General features: G+C 63.8%; 13 protein-coding genes. 8 read left to right on the top strand and 5 right to left on the bottom strand.

Annotation, left to right across the window (positions count from 1 at the left end):
- Positions 1–3 precede the first annotated feature (3 nt).
- Complete coding sequence (locus FQ755_RS29075; protein ID WP_144159026.1) at positions 4–684, bottom strand: chorismate--pyruvate lyase family protein; 681 nt, start codon at positions 682–684, stop codon at positions 4–6.
- Between the two features lie 249 nt (positions 685–933).
- Between FQ755_RS29075 and FQ755_RS29070 the strand changes: the two genes are divergently transcribed.
- The gene (locus FQ755_RS29070) at positions 934–1437 is read left to right on the top strand and encodes an OmpA family protein (protein ID WP_144159023.1); all 504 of its coding nucleotides are present in this window, start codon (positions 934–936) and stop codon (positions 1435–1437) included.
- Between the two features lie 331 nt (positions 1438–1768).
- The gene (locus FQ755_RS29065) at positions 1769–2032 is read left to right on the top strand and encodes a hypothetical protein (protein WP_144159020.1); all 264 of its coding nucleotides are present in this window, start codon (positions 1769–1771) and stop codon (positions 2030–2032) included.
- A gap of 228 nt (positions 2033–2260) precedes the next feature.
- On the opposite strand, the gene htpG is transcribed toward FQ755_RS29065, so the two are convergent.
- Together htpG and FQ755_RS29055 are read right to left on the bottom strand one after the other, a co-directional pair.
- Positions 2261–4159: a molecular chaperone HtpG gene (gene htpG, locus FQ755_RS29060; protein WP_144159017.1), complete on the bottom strand. Its 1899-nt coding sequence runs from the start codon at positions 4157–4159 to the stop codon at positions 2261–2263.
- Between the two features lie 121 nt (positions 4160–4280).
- Positions 4281–5735: a PLP-dependent aminotransferase family protein gene (locus FQ755_RS29055; RefSeq protein ID WP_144159014.1), complete on the bottom strand. Its 1455-nt coding sequence runs from the start codon at positions 5733–5735 to the stop codon at positions 4281–4283.
- A gap of 198 nt (positions 5736–5933) precedes the next feature.
- Here FQ755_RS29055 and FQ755_RS29050 point away from each other — a divergent pair, with 198 nt between their 5' ends.
- The 6 genes from FQ755_RS29050 to FQ755_RS29025 all read left to right on the top strand — a co-directional run bounded on the left by FQ755_RS29050 (position 5934) and on the right by FQ755_RS29025 (position 13934).
- Complete coding sequence (locus tag FQ755_RS29050; protein ID WP_144159011.1) at positions 5934–6659, top strand: VOC family protein; 726 nt, start codon at positions 5934–5936, stop codon at positions 6657–6659.
- Between the two features lie 145 nt (positions 6660–6804).
- On the top strand, positions 6805–8001 hold the full coding sequence (locus tag FQ755_RS29045; RefSeq protein ID WP_144159008.1) for a PLP-dependent aminotransferase family protein: 1197 nt from the start codon (positions 6805–6807) through the stop codon (positions 7999–8001).
- Positions 8002–8057: 56 nt separating this feature from the next.
- Positions 8058–8522 (top strand): RidA family protein, encoded by a 465-nt coding sequence (locus FQ755_RS29040; protein ID WP_144159005.1) that lies wholly within the window; start codon positions 8058–8060, stop codon positions 8520–8522.
- A gap of 302 nt (positions 8523–8824) precedes the next feature.
- On the top strand, positions 8825–9709 hold the full coding sequence (locus tag FQ755_RS29035; RefSeq protein WP_144159002.1) for a PhzF family phenazine biosynthesis protein: 885 nt from the start codon (positions 8825–8827) through the stop codon (positions 9707–9709).
- A 480-nt stretch (positions 9710–10189) separates the two neighbouring features.
- Positions 10190–12556: an EAL domain-containing protein gene (locus FQ755_RS29030; RefSeq protein ID WP_144158999.1), complete on the top strand. Its 2367-nt coding sequence runs from the start codon at positions 10190–10192 to the stop codon at positions 12554–12556.
- A gap of 169 nt (positions 12557–12725) precedes the next feature.
- Entirely contained in the window at positions 12726–13934 is a 1209-nt protein-coding gene (locus FQ755_RS29025; RefSeq protein WP_144158995.1) for a chromate transporter, read from the top strand.
- Positions 13935–14090: 156 nt separating this feature from the next.
- Here the strand turns inward: FQ755_RS29025 and FQ755_RS29020 are convergent, their stop codons facing one another.
- Both FQ755_RS29020 and parC read right to left on the bottom strand, forming a co-directional pair.
- A complete protein-coding gene (locus tag FQ755_RS29020; protein WP_144158992.1) occupies positions 14091–14549 on the bottom strand; it encodes a CopD family protein in 459 nt (152 codons plus the stop codon).
- 294 nt (positions 14550–14843) lie between these two features.
- Entirely contained in the window at positions 14844–17168 is a 2325-nt protein-coding gene (gene parC / locus FQ755_RS29015; protein ID WP_144158989.1) for a DNA topoisomerase IV subunit A, read from the bottom strand.
- Positions 17169–17197 lie beyond the last annotated feature (29 nt).

Below are 17197 nucleotides of genomic sequence, written 5' to 3'. Positions count from 1 at the left end.
ACGTCATGAGCCCGACCCGCCGCGCCCCTGCTGCGGCAGCGCATGGGCACGCGAAACCGTGTGTTCGAGCGGCCGTCCATGTTCGCGGGGATGCGGCCGCGCCGGCTCGTGCGGCGCCTCCGACGACGCCGCAGCCAGATGCGCCCACATGGCGGGCAACATGCATTCGGTCACCATCAGCGGCGCGCCGTGGCGCTCGAAAACCGAGCGCCGGGCGACCAGTGCTTGCGGATGCGCCTCGCCAATCTCCCGCGCCGCCAGCCGGTACAACGGATGGCGCGCCGTAAGCCGCCGGCTCACCAGCGCCGAACGCGCGACGGTGCTGTCGCTGTAGAGCAGCTCGGCCAGCGGGCGGGTACGCAAGCGGCGCATCGCCTGCCAGACGCCGACGCTCGCCGCCAGCCGCGCAATGCTGTGCGCCGCGACGAACGGCGTGCCGTCGACCGACAAGACCACTTCCCGCACCCACACCGGTGCGCGTGAATCGACGCCGAGCGCGGCGGATTCGTCCGCCCACGGCTGCGCGACGGCTTCGCGCGTGACGCGCACCGTCACCACGCCGAGCGTGCGCAGATGCGCGGTCAGCGAGCCACCGCGCGTGAGCCAGTCTTTCTGGTCGCGACTGAGAACGGGCAAGGGAGCGCGGCGCCAATGGGCGTCGGCGGCATCGAAACGGATGAGCATGGTGTCGGATTATAACGGCGCCGCGTAGGGATGTTCTTCGAGGCGGGCATGCGCGCGGCTCCTCGCGGCTCCTGGTGCTGCCGGGTCACGGAGACAGGCATCAACCCGCCCTCAGCTTTCAGACAGGTCTTATTTTCCTCGTAGCGCCTCGCACGATAAAAAGCTCGATGCATCGCAAAGTCGGCGTGCCGTGCATGCAGGGGGTGAAAGGCGCGCTATCTGATTTGATACTGAACAAGAGGAACAAAGATGAAAAAAATTGTGAGCGCGACTGTCTTCGCCATGGCGGTCATGATTCTGACGGGTTGTGCGGCGCCGCTGGATCGCGCCAAGGAAACTTCGTTAAACCAGGCCGTCGGGATCGAAGTGAAGCCGGTTGCCAACGGCGTGGCCGTCAAGCTGCCCGAAACCGCGCTATTCGACTTCGGCAAGTCCGAGATTCGTCCCGACGCTGCCGCTGTGATCACGCGCTCGGCGGTTCTGCTCAGCCGCAGCAAGAAACCGGTGCTCGTCGAAGGCTATACGGATAACGTCGGCACGCTCGAATATAACCAGCAACTCTCCGAAGATCGCGCCAAGGCGGTGGGCTACGCGCTGGTGAAGGAAGGCGTGGTCATGGACCGCATCCGCACCAAGGGCGAGGCATATAACAATCCGGTCGCCAGCAACGATACGCCGGAAGGCCGCGCGCTGAACCGGCGCACCGAAATCGTCGTGCGCGGCGAGACGATGGATACCTTGATGGGACGCTAGTGGCACCGGCCCTGCGGGTCGGCTTCAGGCGCGGCGCATGCCGCGCCGCGTTTTATCATCGTTTCACACATCTGCCTGATTCACGCGCGCCGTTCAGGCCCGCGTGTCCTCCGCAAATTCCCGCAGGGCGGCTCGTACCATCGTTCAAAACTGATGGAATGCCTGACGTCGAACCTCCACAGAATATGAGAAATTCGCGCGACCTCATCTCATATTCAAATCTCAATTTAATGGCGTTGATAATTTTTACTTAGTTAACCATACTGATTTTTCGTTCGGCCGAACGATCCACCTCTTAAGCCTCGTTAAGAATAATCGCAAAGGAGTCGAAGTGAATCAGAACGGAAAAGAAACGTCCGACCGCATCGCGCATCTGGCCGCTGTCGTGCTCGCACGGCACAGTTCGTTTCACCTGGAAAAGGAACTGGCGGGTTCGGCGCTCGCGCAACATCACACCTCGAAACAGACGAGCGCGGCGATCGGCAGCCTCGCGGCAAAAGTCCTGGCTAACCACGATGCCTGTGCCGAAGCGAAAGAGCTAGCGGGATCGGTTCTCGCCCAGGTGCGCCAGCACGCGCCGGCTCCGGCGCGTTAAGCCTCAAGCATTAACCGGCAAGCCTTCGGCAAGCAGCAAGGCCAATACCGGACCCATTCGCGCTCAAGAGGCGCTCGCCTGACAGCGGCTCGTCCGCGCCGCAATCCGCCGCACACGCACGCCACCGCAACAGGCAAAAAAATGCGCTGCCAAAAGCAGCGCATTTTCCAAACCTGCCGGCACCCGAAAAACAGGCGCCTCAAACTCAAACCCGAACTCAGCTCCAACTCACCCCGCGCGAGCCAGCAACAGGGCATTGGTCCGCTTGACGAAGCTCGCCGGATCTTCCAGCGCGCCGCCTTCCGCGAGCAACGCCTGGTCGAACAACAGATGACACCAGTCGTCGAAGTTCGCGCTGTCCGCATGCAAGCCCTTCACCAGCGCGTGCTCCGGATTCACTTCCAGAATCGGATGGAACGACGGCGCCTGCTGGCCCGCTGCCTTCAGCATGCGTTGCAGGTAGCCGCTCATTTCCCCGTCGTCGGCGACGAGGCAGGACGGCGAGTCGGTCAGGCGGAACGTCAGACGCACGTCCTTCGCCTTGTCCTTCAGCGCTTCCTTCATCTTCTCGACGAGCGGTTTCAATTCTTCGCTGACCTTATCCTGCGCCTGCTTTTCCTCGTCGTTCAGCGCGCCGAGGTCGAGATCGCCGCGCGCGACGCTTTGCAGCGGCTTGCCGTCGAATTCATTGAGGAACGACAGCATCCATTCGTCGACGCGATCCGTCAGCAGCAGCACTTCCACGCCTTTCTTGCGGAACACTTCGAGATGCGGGCTATGGGTCGCAGCCTGGAAGGTGTCGGCGGTGACGTAATAAATCTTGCTTTGCTCCGGCTTCATGCGCGCGACGTAATCCGCCAGCGCAACGTTCTGCTCCGGCGAATCCGTATGCGTCGACGCGAAGCGCAGCAGCCTGGCAATCCGGTCCTTGTTGGCGAAGTCTTCGCCCACGCCCTCTTTCAGCGCCTGGCCGAACTCCTTCCAGAAGGTCGCGTACTTTTCCTTGTCGGCGTCGTTGTCGGCATTGGCCAGTTCTTCGAGCATCGACAGCGAGCGCTTCGTCACGCCTTCACGGATCGCCTTCACGTCGCGGCTTTCCTGGAGGATTTCACGCGACACGTTCAGCGGCAGGTCGCTCGAATCCACCACGCCCTTGACGAATCGCAGGTAGGTGGGCAGCAGTTGCTCGGCGTCGTCCATGATGAACACGCGCTTCACATACAGCTTGAGGCCGCCGCGATGATCGCGGTTCCACATGTCGAACGGCGCCGCGCCCGGCACGTACAGCAGTTGCGTGTATTCGCTGCGGCCTTCGACGCGGTTATGCGTCCACGTCAGCGGATCCTGGTGATCGTGCGACAGATGCTGATAGAACTGCTTGTACTGCTCGTCGGTGATCTCGCTCTTCGGACGGGTCCACAGCGCGCTCGCCTGGTTGACGGTTTCGTCCTCGTCCTTCGTCACCATCTCGCCCTTTTCCGCGTCCCATTCTTCCTTCTGCATCAGGATGGGCAGCGCGACGTGGTCCGAATACTTCTGGATGATCGACTTCAGGCGATGCGACGACAGCAGTTCGTCTTCGTCGGCGCGCAAATGCAGCGTGATGGTCGTGCCGCGTTGCGCGCGCTCGATCGTCTCCACCGCGAAATCGCCTTCGCCGGCGCTTTCCCAGCGCACGCCTTCGGCCGCCGGCAAACCGGCGCGGCGCGTTTCGACCGTGATCTTGTCCGCGACGATAAAGCCCGAATAGAAACCCACGCCGAACTGGCCGATCAGCGCCGCATCTTTCTGCTGGTCGCCGGACAGCTTGCCGAAGAATTCCTTGGTGCCCGAGCGGGCGATCGTGCCGAGATGCGAAATGGCTTCGTCGCGGCTCATGCCGATGCCGTTATCGTCGATCGTGACGGTGCGCGCGGCTTTGTCGAACGAGATACGAATGCGCAGATTCGGATCGTTTTCGTAGAGCGCATTATTTTCGATGGCTTCGAAGCGCAGCTTGTCGGCCGCGTCCGAGGCGTTCGAAATCAGCTCACGCAGGAAAATTTCCTTGTTGCTGTACAGCGAATGAATCATCAGTTGCAGAAGCTGTTTCACTTCTGCCTGAAAGCTCATGGTTTCTTGTGCCATGGTCAATTTCCTCTCTGTTTGTTGCGGTTAATTCGGGGCGGCATGGGCGGCGACCGGGCGGGCCTGCGGGTCGCCTGACACGCGGCGGATCGGTCGCTAGTTGGGTACTATCGAGGTGATTTCAAGAGGCGCGCCGGATGACGCTGTCCAGATAGCGGCCGAGGAAGGCCGGCAGCGCCGGATCGCCGCAATTGGCGACGTTAAAGCGCGTCCAGCTCGAAGGCGACTGCAGCGGCGAAAACAGGCTACCCGGCGTCAGCAGAAAGCCCGCCTCGTGTCCGGCGGCGGCGAGCATGTCGGTATCCACGCCGGTGTCGGCCCACAGGAACATGCCCGCGCCCGGCGTCTGAAACAGTTTCAGACCGGTCTTCTCCAGCATCCGCGCGGACTTGTCGCGCACGCCGTCGAGCCGCGCGCGCAGCCGTTCCACGTGGCGGCGGTAGTGGCCCTCGGTGAGAATCTTGTACAGCACCCGCTCGTTCAGTTCCGGGCTCGTCATGCCCACCAGCATCTTCTGATCCGCGACCGCCTTCGCCACATCCGGCGAGCCGGCGACGAAACCGACCCGCAGATTGGGCGCCAGCGTCTTCGAATAGCTGCACAGGTAGATCACGCGCTTTAGCTGGTCGAGACTGGCGAGACGGGTGGCTGGATAGCCCGGCGGGCAGAGATCGCCGTAGACGTCGTCCTCGACGACGATGAAGTCGTACTCCTCCGCGAGGCGCAGGATGCGAAACGCCTGCGCGGCGGTGAGCGAGGTGCCAGTGGGGTTTTGCAGCACCGAATTGATGACGAGCATTTTCGGCCGCCACGTCTGCACCAGCGTTTCCAGCGCGTCGAGGTCGGGGCCTTCCGGCGTGTACGGCATGCCGACGAGATGCGCGCCCTGCGAGGCAAAGCGGCCGAACATCTGGAACCAGGCCGGGTCGCCGAGAATCACGGTGTCGCCGGGTTGCACGAAGATGCGCGCGATCAGGTCGATGGCCTGGGTAATCCCCGAAGTCAGCACGATCTGATCGGGCGAGGCGCCGATCTCCAGCTCCTCCAGCCGCGTCTGCAACTGCTGGCGCAGCGGCAGAAAACCCTGCGCCGTGCCGAAACCGAGCATCTGCGCACCGCTTTGCCGGCCGAGCGTGCGCAGCGCGGCGGTAATCAGGTCGCCGTCGAGCCAGCGGCTTGGCAGATAGCCGAGACCGGGGCCGCGTTCCGGCCGGGTCGACGTTTGCAGCATGTTGCGCAAAAGCCAGACAACGTCGATCGTATTCGAGGCCGCCACCGCCTCCGCGTTCTGCCGCCGCTCGCCCGGCATCGGCGCGGCCAGCCGCTCGCGCACGTAAAAGCCGGAGCCGCGCCGCGAATCGAGATAACCCTGCGCCACCAGCCGCTCGTAAGCCTCCACCACGGTGAAGCGCGACACGCCCTTGTCGAGCGCCAGCTTGCGGATCGACGGCATGCGCATGCCGGCGCGAAACACGCGTTCCTCGATGCGGCGGCGCGCCCATTGGACGAGCTGATCGACCAGCGTCAGGGAAGAGGCGTCGTTCGGGGCGGGGATTTGCTCAAGCGCGGCGGACATGGTGGGCTCCAACTGTACCGAACACTATCGGCCCGATTGTACCGTTACTGTGCAGGTCCACGGCGTTACATTTAATCTCAAAATCGCGTCCAGATACCGCGACGGTGCGGCAAACGGTTATGCTTACGGCCCCGGCAAGCCTTATCTCCATGCCGCAGGCTTCACCCGCCTTACCGCAGAACGACTCCGTCCACCGCCATGACCGCTCACACGCTTCGACTCGACCACCTCGTGATTTCCGCCCGCACGCTCGACGAGGGCACGCAGTACGTCGCCGACACACTCGGCGTGGCGCCGGCCGGCGGCGGCGCGCATCCGTTGATGCGCACCCATAACCGGCTATTGAATCTGTGGGGCGGCGTGTATCTCGAAGTAATCGCCATCGACCCGGACGCCGCAGCACCCGCCAGCGACGTCGACGCTGCCAGCGGCGCCGGCGGTGTAGAAGCCCGTCCACGCCTGTTCGCACTCGACGCGCCGCAAACCGCGGCGCGGCTCGCGAGCGGCCCGTATCTGTCGCATTGGGTGGTGCGCGTCGAGCGTCCCAAGGATCTGCAGCGCTGGCAGGCGCAGTATCCGCAGCGGATTGCGCCGGTCGTGCCAATGAGCCGCGGCGTCTTCACATGGAGCCTGGCCGTACCGGACGACGGCGCGTTCCCGAGCTGGCAAGGCGCCGGCGACGGCATCGTGCCCACCCTGATCCAGTGGGACACGCCGCATCACCCGTCCGGGGTGCTGCCGGAAACGGAGCTGGCGCTGAAGTCGCTCAAGGCGGTTCACCCGCAAGCGGCGACGATTACGGAACATCTGCGCTGGCTCGGCGCGTCTCATCTGATCGAAGTCGCCACGGCGGAGGAAGCCTCGACCGCGCCGGCGCTGATCGCGGAGTTCGAGACCCCGCTCGGGCCGCGCACGCTGCAATAGCGGCACGCGGGATCGGCACGCCGCGGTAGAGAAAGCGAGACGCATCAAGCAGGAAGAAGCACAGGAAGTACCGCGCAGTCAGGTGACTCGCGCGATAATCGAAGTTTTTGACGAATCTGATCCAGCATTAGCTGTCGAGGAAACTATGGACCAAAGCGACCTTCAAGCCCCCACGTGGCAACTTTCCGAACGCGCACGCAAGCTCACCAGCTCGGCGATTCGCGAAATCCTGAAGGTCACCGAACGGCCCGAAGTCATTTCGTTCGCGGGCGGCCTGCCGTCGCCGGCCACCTTCCCCGCTGAACGGATGCGCGAAGCATCGGAGCGCATCCTGCGCGACTCGCCCGCCGCCGCGCTGCAGTACAGCGCCACCGAAGGCTACCTGCCGTTGCGCGAGTGGATCGCGGCGCGCTATTCGGTGCACGGCGCCCAGATCCGCGCGTCGCAGGTGCTGATCACGACCGGTTCGCAGCAGGCGCTCGATCTGCTCGGCAAGGTACTGATCGATCCGGACAGCCCGGTGCTGGTGGAAACCCCGACCTACCTCGGCGCGCTGCAGTCGTTTTCGATGTACGAACCGCGCTACGTGCAGGTGGCGACCGACGACAACGGCCTGATCCCCGCGGCGCTCACGCCCGAGCTGACGGCCGGCGCGCGTCTGCTGTACGCCCAGCCGAACTTCCAGAATCCGACCGGCCGCCGTCTGCCGATCGAACGCCGCCGCGCCCTCGCCGCCCTGGCGCAGACCGCGCCGTTCCCGGTCATCGAAGACGATCCATACGGCGCGCTCGACTACGCCGGCGAACCGCTGCAGACCATGCTGTCGATGGCGCCCGATCACATCGTGCATCTCGGCTCGTTCTCCAAGGTACTGGCGCCGGGCCTGCGCATCGGCTACATCATTGCGCCCGAGGAACTCCACTTCAAGCTGGTGCAGGCCAAGCAGGCCACCGACCTGCACACGCCGAGCTTCACGCAGCGCATCGTGCATGAGGTGGTGAAAGACGGCTTCCTCGACACCCACGTGCCGACCATTCGCGCGCTGTACCGCGACCAGTGCGCCGCGATGCTGGCGTCGCTCGAACGTTACATGCCGCCGGGCGTGAGCTGGAACCGTCCCGAAGGCGGCATGTTCGTGTGGGTCAACCTGCCCGCACAGATCAACAGCATGCAGTTGCTCGAAGAAGCCGTTGCGCAGAATGTCGCGTTCGTGCCGGGCGGTCCGTTCTATGCCAACGAGGCGCAGCACAACACGCTGCGTCTGTCGTTCGTCACCGTGCCGCCGGCCAGGATCGACGAAGGCGTGGCGCGTCTCGCGGAACTGATCCGCGCGCGCGTCTAAGGTCCGGGCCGAGCCGCTATGCCGGAACCTCTTTTCCCCATTCACAAGGACATGCCATGACTCAAGCAAACGTGTACGACAAGCTGAAGGAACTGGGCATCGAACTGCCCACCGCCGGCGCACCCGCCGCGGCTTACGTGATGAGCGCGCAAAGCGGCAACACCGTGTACCTGTCGGGCCACATCGCCAAGAAAGACGGCAAGGTGTGGGCCGGCAAGCTCGGCGCGGAACTCACCACGGCAGACGGCAAGCTGGCCGCGCGCTCGATCGCCGTCGACCTGCTGGCCACGCTGCATGCGCACGTGGGCGACCTGAACCGCGTCAAGCGCATCGTCAAGCTGATGAGCCTCGTGAACTCAACGCCCGATTTCACCGAGCAGCATCTCGTCACCAACGGCGCGTCCGAACTGGTGGCCGACGTGTTCGGCGAGCGCGGCAAGCACGCCCGCTCGGCCTTCGGCGTGGCGCAGATTCCGCTGGGCGCCTGCGTCGAAATCGAAATGATCGCTGAAGTCGAATAAGCCGCCGTTGCGGCTGATCGTCAGCTAAAACGCGTCGTGCGGTGCCTGGCACCCACGGCGCGTTTTGTTTTATCACCGGCAACAATCCACACCTTCTCGCCGCGATTCCGCGCCTATTCGTCGCAATTGGCAATTTCATTATTGCTATTCGGCATTGAGACAATCGAATCAATAAAAACACCCGAAAACTTCACAAATAATCCCGTATTGATGATGGCCGGAACACCAATCCCACAGTAGAATCGGCGCGGCGCGTCACTGAAATATCACCCGATTGCCATTGCCGATTGCGAATGAATCCCATGCCTGCCCGTACTGTCCGCTTCAAACAGGTTGATGTCTTCACCGCGGTGCCGTTCAAGGGCAATCCGCTTGCTGTCGTCTTCGATGCCGACGGTCTCGACGATGCACAGATGCAGGCCATCGCCAGCTGGACGAACCTGTCGGAGACCACCTTCCTCGTGAAGGCCACCGAGCCGACGGCGGACTATCGCGTGCGCATCTTCACCACGCACGGCGAATTGCCGTTTGCAGGACATCCCACGCTCGGTACGGCGCATGCGCTACGCGAAAGCGGTTATCAGCCGAAGACGCCAGGCAAGCTGATCCAGCAGTGTGGCGCCGGCCTCGTGGAACTGCGCGCACAAGACGACGGCGTGTGGGCCTTCGCCGCGCCGCCCGCGCGCGTCACGCCCTTGCCGACCGACTTGTACGCAACCTTGACGCAAGCGCTGCAAAGCGATGCTGTCGATTTCAGCGCGGCGCCCTGCGGCATCGACAACGGCGCGCCGTGGCTCGTCGTGCGCGTCAATTCGGCAGCGGACTGTCTCGCCATCAAGGCGGATGCCGCGATACTCGCGCGCGTCGTCGAAGCAGTCGGCGCGCATGGCGTCGCGGTCTATGGTCCGCACGATGCCGGCGGTCCCGCCACCTTCGAAGTACGCTGCCTGATGGTGGGCGGCAATCTCGGCGTGGGCGAAGATCCCGTCACCGGCAGTGCGAATGCCGCGCTCGCCGGACTGCTGAGCACGCAAGATCGACGGCCCGGCCTGACATACACGGTGCGTCAGGGCACGGTCATCGGCCGCGCGGGCCAGGTGTCGGTACGCTATGACGACGCGGCCGGCAAGACATGGATCGGTGGCTCGGCCGTCACCGTGGTCGATGGCACCTTCAGATTGCCCTAGTCCACCGTTGCCTGGCGGCCGGGCGTCACACACGGATTGCATGCAAAAAACACCCACGCGGCGATCGCCCATTTGGGCCCAGCTTGTCCACAAAACGCCTCGTCAGGACAACTCGATGTTGCACGAATGCGAGCATGACCGTCTGCGTTCAGGCATAGACGCCGGCCTCGACTCGACGAAAACCTCGAAAACGCCTGATCGGTGTGGCCTTAGCTCCGGCTGGCGAAGCCGCCCCACGCATGCCGTATGCATGCCTGCGCGGGCGCGCGTATACCCGCAGCATGGGCTCTTCCTTAATCCAGTGGCATTCAGTAATATCGAAACGTATTCGATGCTCCCTGGACGCTCCGGCACGAAACCCCGCTCTTTCCTCCTGCGCAGCAGTCATGGCACCCCGCTCACCATGCAGCCAATCTCGAAACCAGCGCAGTCGAAGTTCCCGAAGCCGCTGCCTCATGACACACCGGCGCGATCTTCCCGATGAGCCAGCACCGCTTCTTTGCAGCACGCGACGCGCGGCACCGCCCGGATACGGTCGTGCCGCGGCGTCGCGCGCTGCTCGCGATTCCCGCGCTCGGCGTGCTGGTGCTGATCCTGTTGTGGACGGTGATCTTCGCGCGACTGTCGGTCGAGAAAGACGCCACCACGCGCGAGGCCATGGCCTCCGCCGCGATCCTCTCGGCCGCGCTCGAACAGCACACCGTCAAGGCGATCCATCAGGTCGACCAGATCACGCGCTTCGTCAAATACGAGTTCGAGAAAACCCCGGACCGGTTCGATCTCGCCAGCACGGTTGAAAAAGGTGTCGTGCAGAGCGATACGCTGGTGCAGGTTTCGATCATCGACGACCACGGCCGGCTGGTATCGAACACGGCCGAGCAGAATCCGAAGCAGATCGACCTGTCGGACCGCGAGCACTTCAAGGTCCACGAGCACGAGAACGACGACAACCTCTACATCAGCAAGCCGGTGCTCGGCCGCGTCTCCGGACAATGGACCTTGCAGATGACGCGCCGGCTGAATCATCCGGACGGCTCGTTTGCCGGCGTCGTGGTGGTCTCGGAAGACCCGAGCTATTTCACCAGCGACTTCTATAACAACGCGGCGATCGGCCGCGACGGCGTGATCGCGGTCATCTCGGATAACAGCACGGTGCTGGCGCGCCGCACCGGCAACTCCGATTCGGCCAGCAGCAAGTTTTCCGCGAGCGGCTCGTATCCCACTTCGGAGCACGTCTCGGGCACCTACGTCGATTCGATCGACAACGTCACGCGCATCTTCTCGTACCGGCATATCGACGGCTATCCGCTCGGCGTGCTGGTGGGCCTCTCGCAAGCCGAAGAGTTCGCCGACTACAACCACACGCGCAACGTCTATCTGATGATGGCGGGCTTTATCTCGCTCGCCATGCTGAGTTTCTTCGCGGTCGCCACCGGCCTGATCGGCAAATTGCTCGGCCGCGAGCGCGAGATGACGCATCTGGTCGAATACGATCTGCTGACCGGCCTGCGCAACCGCTATGCAACGCTGCAGAGCCTGCGTCACGACGTCGCCAGTCCGGCGAATCTCGGACGCCTCGCCATCCTGTTTATCGATCTGGATAACTTCAAGACCGTCAACGACACGCTCGGCCACAACGCCGGCGACATCGTCCTGCAAATGACAGCCTCGCGCCTCGCCGATGCGATCGGCGACGGCGGCGCGTTAAGCCGCATCGGTGGCGACGAGTTCGTGGTGGTGATCAAGGGCGACGAAGTCGAGAAGCGCGCCGTCGATCTCGCCGAAGCCGCCGCCGAAGTCTTCGCCAAGCCCTTCGAAGTGCGCGGCAGTGCCTTCGTGCTGCATGCGAGCATCGGCATTGCGCTCTATTCCGTGCCGAACGAAAGCGAAATCGACCTGCTGAAAAAAGCCGATCTCGCCATGTACAGCGCGAAGGATGCCGGCAAGAACTGCTATCAGTTCTATTCGCCGCAACTTTCGCACCGCGCCGACCATCTGATGAAGTGGGAGCAGCAGTTGCGCGTGGCGCTCGCCGAAGGGCAACTGTTTCTCGCCTATCAGCCGAAAATCGATCTCACGCGCCGCTGCATCACCGGCTTCGAGGCGCTGGTGCGCTGGAACCATCCGCAGCACGGCCTGATTCCGGCTAACGAGTTCATTCCGGTGGCCGAATCGACCGGCCTGATCGTGCCGATCGGCGACTTCGTCATCGAAACCGCCTGCCGGCAACTCGCGGTGTGGCAGCAGCAGGGCTACGACACGTTGTCGCTGGCGGTAAACATCTCCGCCGTGCAGTTCTGGCGCGGCGACATCTATCAAACCATTTCGCATGCCATCGAGGAAACCGGCATCTCGGCGCGCCGCCTCGAACTCGAGATCACCGAGACCGCGATGATGGAGTACCCCGAACTCGTCTCGGAGAAAATCTTCGCGCTCAAGCGTCTCGGCGTGCGCATCGCGCTGGACGATTTCGGGACGGGCTACTCGTCGCTCTCCTACCTGAACCGCTTCTCGGTGGATACGCTGAAGGTAGACCGCTCGTTCGTGCAGGCCATTCCGGGCGACCGCAGCGTTTGCGTGATGGTGACGGCCATCGTCAACCTCGCGCGCTCGCTCGGGCTCACCGTGGTGGTAGAAGGCACCGAGACGGAAGAACAGATCGCCTGGCTCGCGGCGCTTGGCCATATCGAAGCGCAAGGCTTCCTGTTCTCGCGCCCGGTGCCGGTCGACGCCATTCCCGCCCTGCTCGAACGCTTCGGCGTATGCGGCATGGGCGAGCGGCGCATCGCCCGCGAACCGGTTGCCGACAGCGACAGCGCCATCTCCAGGAGCGACCAATCCGCCTGAACGCGCCGGCTATCTGCGTAGCGGCGCGCGTTCGCAAAACCGGATATATTCAAGAGTACTGAAGCATCCCACGTGCCTTTGCGGCCAACGCCGGGCGCGCACAATAACGATCGGCCTCTCAATCTCAGCAAGCACGGCCGGCGTGCCCGGCGTGTGGATCGTCACGTACATGATAAGCAGCCAGGACGCTATTCGCCGAGGTGAGCGGGAATCCCTGTGGACGCTGTTCCGGGTCGTGTGCGGCCTGTCGGCGTTGTCGTGGGGCGGTCTCGCGCTGATGGCGCAGCTCGAAAATCATTATGTCGAACGCGAAGGCCGTTTGTCGCGGGTGGCCTTCTCGGATCTGATCGCACTCGCGTGGATGGTGCCAGGCCCGGTGGGCTGCAACGTCGCCGTGCAGGTGGGGCATGCACTACGCGGACGAGCCGGGGCGTGGATCGCGGGCGCCGCCAGCGTGCTGCCCTTCTTCATGCTGATGACGCTGTTCGCCATCTTCTATCGCACGCCCTTCGTTCACGCCGTAGCCTCGCAGACGCTGCTCAATCACTTCAGTGTCGTGCTCGGCACCTTGATTGGCGTAACCTGGTACAAGCAGACCCGCGCGCTCGTGCGCGGCAGGCTCGAATGGGTTGCGGCGCTGCTCGGTTGTGTCACGCTCGCTTATGCGCGCAGCCCGGCCGCCTACGTGGCCATGCTCGGGGTGGCGTTCGCCGTCGGCTGGTTCAATAGCCCCGCGCATCCGGTGCGGCTCCGGGTGTCAATTACGCGCGCCGATCTGCATCTGATGACGGGCTTATGCGTGCTGCTGGTGCTGTTCGCCGTGCCGTTGCCGCATCGCTATGAACTTGCGTTGCTGTGGCCGCGGCTCGCCGGCGCGGGCATGACCCTGTTCGGCGGCGGCTTCTCCGCGCTGCCGGTGCTGAAGGCGCTGTTCGTCACGCCAGGCATCGGCGTCTCCGATAACGATTTCACGCTGGCCTTCTCGCTTTCGCCGCTCTCGCCTGGGCCGTTGCTGAACGTGGTGCCGTTCTTCGGTTATCTCGTCGACGGCTGGGTTGGCGCGTTGATCGCCACGCTCGCGCTGTTCGTGCCGTCAGGGTGCCTCGTAGTGATGGCACAGCGCAATCTGCATCAACTGAAGGCCAATCCGCGCTTCGAGCACGGCATGCGGATTCTGCGCGCGGTGACGACTGCCTTTCTCGCGGTTGCCGTATTGCGCATCGCGCAGCGCGTGCCACTGCAGCCGCAGTATCTGCTGACCGCGCTGTTCTCGTGCATGTGCTTTGCCAAGCTCAAGGTGCCGGTGTACGTTGTGTATGCGACGGTGGCCGGCGTGTGCGGGCTGTGGCTGGCTTATGCGGCGCTGGGACGGTTCTGATTCAGCGTGAGCGCGCTGCGGCAAAGCCGCCAAAAAACGCCCGCGCGTCCGGCTCGCAGCGCTTCGGCACGCACAAGGCGTCGTCGACGGGGGCAAAGAACACCGCCGCAGATGACCCAAGGCGGCATCGGCAAGTTAAGCGTTGCCGCGTGCTGTTCAGACGCCGCCGGACAATACCGACACGCCGATCGTCACCACACCCAGCACCAGATTGACGACCACCAGACGCCGCACGGTGCCCACGGCGCGCGCGCCGTCCGGCCAGTTCTGCGCCTGCACCGCGCGACGGATGCGCGGAAACACGGCAAAGCGGATATGCCCAAAAATCAGCATCATGATGATGCCAAGCCCCGCCATGGCATGCAGTTGCCACGACGCGTGCGCGCCGCCGAACTGCGTCAGCATGAAGCCGCCCGACAGCAAAATGATGATCACCGAAGCGGCGACCCAGTTGAAGAAGCGCCCAAACACCGATTCCCACAGCGGCAAACGCAACTGCGGCGACAAATCCGCCAGCGCCGGGCGCAGGCAGAAATGTGCGAACACCATACCGCCGACCCACACGGCCACACCCAGCAGATGCAAAAAGAGCGCGAGCTCGATGGCTTTGGTCATGTTGTTTTCCTGTTTCGATGATAGGGCGTGCCGCCGATTGAGCGGACGGTTCGGACCGTCGAATGACGCGATCCATCGCCTTGCGCGACGCGGCTAATGACCGCGTTCGACCGCGCGCTCTTCGCGCAGTTCCGCAGTTCAGCGCTTTCGTCATCGTTTTGTTGCTTGTGCCGGCGCGCTGCGTGGCGCGCCGATCCCCGAATTGTGCTGCCTGTTGCCTGCTGCTTACGGCTTGCCGCGTGCACGGCCTGTGGCCAACTGTGATCAAAGCCACGCACGCGGATACTTTCCCGCTTACTTCACTACCGGCAACACAGGCCGCATTTCGAACACCTTCAGCCTGGTGTCCGGCGCGCGGCCCTTGCGGGCGCGCTTGCCGATATGCGGCGTAAGCGCCGCGCCGCTTAGCGTTTCTTCATACGCTTTGCCGCCGCGGCCGGTGCCGAGCAGCACCACACCCGCCTTACTGATAGCGAGCGCCTGGGTCAGCGTTTCCTTGTCGTCGAGCGCCATCAGCGTGACGCCACGGCCGCCGCCCGACAGCGTCTTCATCTCGTCGAGACCGAACACCAGCAGACGGCCGCCGCCCGACAGACACGCGACCTGGGTCGCGTCCGGCAGCATCGGCATCGGCACGAGCGGCGCCGCGCCTTCGTCGATGGTCATAAAGGACTTGCCGGCCTTCACCCGGCTCACCATGTCGCCGACCTTGGCGATAAAGCCAAAGCCGTTGCTCGACGCCAGCAGCAAGGCCTGGTCAGCCGGGGCCGCGTAGTAGTGCATCAGATGGCTGCCCGACTCCAGTTCGATCAACGAGGTGACCGGCACGCCGTCGCCACGGCCGCCCGGCAGGAGCGCCACCGCCACCGAATAAACACGGCCGTTGCTGCCCCACGCAATCAGCGTGTCAGGCGTGCGGCACTGGAACGCCGCGTACAGCGCGTCGCCCGCCTTGAAGGCGAAGCCGGCCGGGTCGAGCCCATGCCCTTTCAGTGCGCGCACCCAACCCTTTTGCGACATCACCACCGTCACCGGTTCATCCACCACGCGGGCTTCGAAGGTGGCGCGCTTTTCCTGCTGGATCAGCGTGCGGCGCTCGTCGCCGTATTGCCTGGCGTCACCTTCGATTTCCTTGATGAGCAGGCGCTTCATCGCCGATTCGCTGCCCAGCAGTTCTTCGAGCTTGGCCTTTTCGTCGCGCAATTCGGCCAGTTCCTTCTCGATTTTGATCTTTTCCAGCCGGGCCAACTGACGCAGGCGGATTTCAAGAATGTCCTCGGCCTGGCGATCCGACAGGCCGAAGGCCGTCATCAGCGCAGGCTTCGGTTCGTCGGACTCGCGAATGATGCGGATGACTTCGTCGATATTCAAAAAGACGATCATCCGACCTTCGAGAATATGAATCCGGTCGTCGACCTTGCTCAGACGGTGGCGTGTACGGCGCGTGACCGTGGCGAAGCGGAAGCCGATCCATTCCTGCAGGATCTCGGAGACGCCCTTCTGGCGCGGCCGGCCATCCGCGCCCACCATCACCAGGTTGAGCGACGCATTCGATTCGAGGCTGGTATGCGCGAGCAGCGTGTTGACGAACTCGGTCTGGTCGATACGGCTCGATTTCGGTTCGAACACGAGACGCACCGGCGCGTCCTTGCCCGACTCGTCGCGCACAGCGTCGAGCAGGGCGAGCATGGTCTGCCGGGTCTGCAACTGCTCGGGCGTGAGCGTCTTCTTGCCGAGCTTGATCTTCGGATTAGTCTGCTCTTCGATTTCCTCGAGCACCTTCTGCGCGGCCGTGTTCGGCGGCAGTTCGGTGATCACGAGCTGCCACTGGCCGCGCGCGAGTTCTTCGATTTTCCAGCGCGCGCGCACCTTCAGGCTGCCGCGGCCGGTCTCGTAGGCGGCGGCGATTTCGGCTTCGCTCGAAATGATCTGGCCGCCGCCGGGGAAGTCCGGCCCCGGGATCATCTGCATCAGTTCGGCGTGCGAGAGCTTCGGATTGCGGATCATTGCCACCGCGGCCGCCGCGACTTCGCGCAGGTTATGCGACGGGATTTCCGTGGCGAGACCCACCGCGATGCCCGAAGCGCCGTTCAGCAGCACGAACGGCAGACGCGCGGGCAACAGCCGCGGCTCGTCGAATTCGCCGTCGTAGTTCTTCATGAAATCGACCGTGCCCTGGTTGATTTCATCGAGCAGCAGCTTGGCGATGGGCGTCAGACGCGCTTCCGTGTAACGCATCGCCGCGGCGCCGTCGCCATCTCGCGAGCCGAAATTGCCCTGGCCGTCGATCAGCGGATAACGCATCGAAAAATCCTGCGCGAGGCGCACCAGCGCGTCGTAAGCCGACTGGTCGCCATGCGGGTGGTACTTACCGAGCACGTCGCCCACCACGCGCGCCGACTTCACCGGCTTGGCGTTGTCGGAGAGGCCCATGTCGTTCATCGCGAACAGGATGCGCCGCTGCACCGGCTTCTGGCCGTCGCAGACGTCCGGCAGCGCGCGGCCCTTGACGACGCTCACCGCGTAGTCGAGATAAGCGCGCTCGGCGTAGTTGCCGAGCGTCAGCGAGTCGCCGGGCGCCGGCGCCTCGGTGAAAAGATCAGGCGTGTCGTTGTCCATCTAGATTCCGTATCCGTATGTGGCGTGAA

This window comes from Paraburkholderia sp. BCC1885 (assembly GCF_900996235.1).
Classification (GTDB): domain Bacteria; phylum Pseudomonadota; class Gammaproteobacteria; order Burkholderiales; family Burkholderiaceae; genus Paraburkholderia.
Note: the sequence above shows the minus strand (reverse complement) of the source record. Positions and strands in the feature narration are given on the sequence as shown.

Excerpts from the sequence above, each read along its gene's own strand:
- FQ755_RS29075 (WP_144159026.1), bottom strand. The coding sequence starts at position 684 with ATGCTCATCCGTTTCGATGCCGCCGACGCCCATTGGCGCCGCGCTCCC.
- FQ755_RS29070 (WP_144159023.1), top strand. The coding sequence starts at position 934 with ATGAAAAAAATTGTGAGCGCGACTGTCTTCGCCATGGCGGTCATGATT.
- htpG (WP_144159017.1), bottom strand. The coding sequence starts at position 4,159 with ATGGCACAAGAAACCATGAGCTTTCAGGCAGAAGTGAAACAGCTTCTG.
- FQ755_RS29055 (WP_144159014.1), bottom strand. The coding sequence starts at position 5,735 with ATGTCCGCCGCGCTTGAGCAAATCCCCGCCCCGAACGACGCCTCTTCC.
- FQ755_RS29050 (WP_144159011.1), top strand. The coding sequence starts at position 5,934 with ATGACCGCTCACACGCTTCGACTCGACCACCTCGTGATTTCCGCCCGC.
- FQ755_RS29045 (WP_144159008.1), top strand. The coding sequence starts at position 6,805 with ATGGACCAAAGCGACCTTCAAGCCCCCACGTGGCAACTTTCCGAACGC.
- FQ755_RS29040 (WP_144159005.1), top strand. The coding sequence starts at position 8,058 with ATGACTCAAGCAAACGTGTACGACAAGCTGAAGGAACTGGGCATCGAA.
- FQ755_RS29035 (WP_144159002.1), top strand. The coding sequence starts at position 8,825 with ATGCCTGCCCGTACTGTCCGCTTCAAACAGGTTGATGTCTTCACCGCG.
- FQ755_RS29030 (WP_144158999.1), top strand. The coding sequence starts at position 10,190 with ATGAGCCAGCACCGCTTCTTTGCAGCACGCGACGCGCGGCACCGCCCG.
- FQ755_RS29025 (WP_144158995.1), top strand. The coding sequence starts at position 12,726 with ATGATAAGCAGCCAGGACGCTATTCGCCGAGGTGAGCGGGAATCCCTG.
- FQ755_RS29020 (WP_144158992.1), bottom strand. The coding sequence starts at position 14,549 with ATGACCAAAGCCATCGAGCTCGCGCTCTTTTTGCATCTGCTGGGTGTG.
- parC (WP_144158989.1), bottom strand. The coding sequence starts at position 17,168 with ATGGACAACGACACGCCTGATCTTTTCACCGAGGCGCCGGCGCCCGGC.